At 70.6% G+C, this 2,144-nt stretch carries 3 protein-coding genes; 1 reads left to right on the forward strand and 2 read right to left on the reverse strand.

Features of this window, described 5'->3' with window-relative positions:
- Positions 1 to 359: integrase core domain-containing protein (locus PH189_RS30220; protein WP_274192568.1), on the forward strand; the 359-nt coding region annotated here is incomplete at its 5' end.
- Here PH189_RS30220 and PH189_RS30225 read toward each other — a convergent pair.
- Both PH189_RS30225 and PH189_RS30615 read right to left on the reverse strand, forming a co-directional pair.
- Positions 348 to 1,343: an IS110 family RNA-guided transposase gene (locus tag PH189_RS30225; RefSeq protein ID WP_274192569.1), complete on the reverse strand. Its 996-nt coding sequence runs from the start codon at positions 1,341 to 1,343 to the stop codon at positions 348 to 350. The two genes, PH189_RS30220 and PH189_RS30225, sit on opposite strands and share 12 nt — an antisense overlap.
- A 169-nt stretch (positions 1,344 to 1,512) precedes the next feature.
- Positions 1,513 to 2,115: a DUF4185 domain-containing protein gene (locus tag PH189_RS30615; protein WP_378015053.1), complete on the reverse strand. Its 603-nt coding sequence runs from the start codon at positions 2,113 to 2,115 to the stop codon at positions 1,513 to 1,515.
- Between the last annotated feature and the right edge of the window lie 29 nt (positions 2,116 to 2,144).

The raw sequence follows: 2,144 nt of genomic DNA on the forward strand, positions 1-2,144 counted from the left end.
AGCCTCGCTCCAACGAGACGGTGTTGCGACGACCGGTTGAGCCCAGTCAATACACATCCATCGCCTTCACCGAGCGGCTCGCCGAAGCCGGCGTCGCACCCTCGGTCGGCACCGTGGGCGACGCACTGGACAACGCGCTCGCCGAGTCGACCATCGGCCTGTTCAAGACCGAGCTGATCAAGCCGCGGGCGCCGTGGCGCACCGTTGAGCAGGTCGAGATCGCCACCCTCGAATGGGTCGACTGGTACAACCACCGCCGCCTGCACAGCGCCGCCGGCGACATCCCACCCGCCGAACTCGAGGAAGCCCACTACCGTCAACACCGGCCCAACCCGGAGCCGGCCGACTCAAGCCCGTAGCTCTCCGGACACGCCGGGGCGGTTCAGCATGGCCTCGTTGTGGGTCTTGCCCTCGCCGATCTTGCGGTCGTAGTAGGCCCGCCCCGCGCTGGCGCGCATGCGGACCTGGCACAGCGCGATGACATGCAGCGCGAGGTTGAGCTGGCGGTCTCCGCCGCGAGGCAGCCGATGGCGGGCCTTGTGGGCGGACGCGACCTCGACCGGAGCGACGCCGGCGTAGTTCGCGAACGCCGATGAGCTGGCGAAGCGGCGGGCATGGCCGGTGTGTCCGAGCAGCCGGGCGGCGACCACCGGCCCGACGCCGTCGAGCTCGGTGAGCCGGGTGCTGTGCTCGGCGACCACGCCCGACATCTCGGCGGTGACCTTCTTGAGCCGAGCGTCGAGATCACGCACCTCGGCGACCAGGTCACGGGCCACCGTCTTGCGGGCGGTCTCGACCGGCCCCGCCGGGCGCAGCCCGGTGAGCACCTTCGCTGCCGCCGCCGCGGTGAGGTCGGTGCGGGCCCCACCGGGCACGAGGTCGCGCAGCAGGGCATGAAGCTGGTTGACCGAGCGAGTGCGCTGGGCGACCAGGTTCGCGCGACGCTCCTCGAGCAGGCCCAGCACCGTGGTGAGGTCCTCGCCGCGCATCGGGTTGGCGTCTCCGGCCAGCAGGGCGACGCTGGCCGCTGCCGCAGCGTCGATGACGTCGTTCTTGCGGCGTCCGCCTCGAGAGAGCTCACGAACCCGGGCAGTCGCGGTGCTGGGAACGTCGTGCACCACCTCACCCCGCGCGAGCAGCCACGACCCCAGATGGCGGCCGAACCCACGGGCACCCTCCACCGCCCACCGCCGCTCGACGAACGTCGACGCCCAGCGCAACAGACGCCGATAGCCGGCCAGGGTCGCCTCGATCTCGATGCTGTCCAGCAGTCGATGAGTGCCCGGCTCGAGCGCGCTGGCGGTGTGAGTGCGCTTGTGGGGATCGACCCCGATGACGATCACGACGACGGACCTCTCGCTCGACGACCGGGTAGGCGACCGCGGCCGACATGCCGACTTCCAGCGCCGAAGCTCCGGACACACCTCTGTTGAGTCAGACCACAGCCTGGAGCGCCGGCCGGCGCGACCAACCCCGGGACAGCCAGCCCGAAGGCGGCAGGCGATTCACGAGTCAGACCGGCCAGCGCTCCAGCCAGGACGCTAGATCAACTACCTCCGCGCGTCCCGGAGCGATACAAGTCGGCGGTTCAAACAAGGCCGTCGGTGCTCGCCATCCGGGACCGCCGGCCCGGAACTGGTCGAAGGTGTCTCCGAACACGAGCAGGAGCCGACCGTCCGCGGTGAGGGTCGGCATCCCGAGGTCGGTACCTCCGATTCCGTAGGAGGTGGAGCGCTCGGGCCCGGTCAGGTCGGTGACTTTGGCGGCCGGGACGAACCGTGGCGACGGCCCGGTCGGTGGGGGTGGCAGTGGTGGAGGCGGGGACGGCCTCGGCGCCTGGTCGACCTCCGGCTGTCGGCCGAAGGCGGGGCTCCTGGCGACCCGTCCGAGCAGGCCCATCACGAGCGCGGCCAAGGCCTTGGCCCATTGCCCAGGTACCACCCTCGTCCTACCCACCGACTGCGCCTCCTCGCTCAACGTGATCGACGTGCCTCGTCCGGAGCCGCCAGCCGCGTTCATCAACCGCATCGGCAGCGGGCGCAGGCCCGATGCCTCCTCGCACCCTCCTTCAGCGCCGTCATCGGCGCGGGGGCTAGGGCGTGTCTGACGAATCATCGGGCACGACTCTGACAAGATCTTGGTGT

It is taken from the genome of Actinomycetospora chibensis, assembly GCF_028737215.1.
In the GTDB taxonomy this organism is placed as follows: Bacteria; Actinomycetota; Actinomycetes; order Mycobacteriales; family Pseudonocardiaceae; genus Actinomycetospora; species Actinomycetospora chibensis.

Excerpts from the sequence above, each read along its gene's own strand:
- PH189_RS30615 (WP_378015053.1), bottom strand. The coding sequence starts at position 2,115 with ATGATTCGTCAGACACGCCCTAGCCCCCGCGCCGATGACGGCGCTGAA.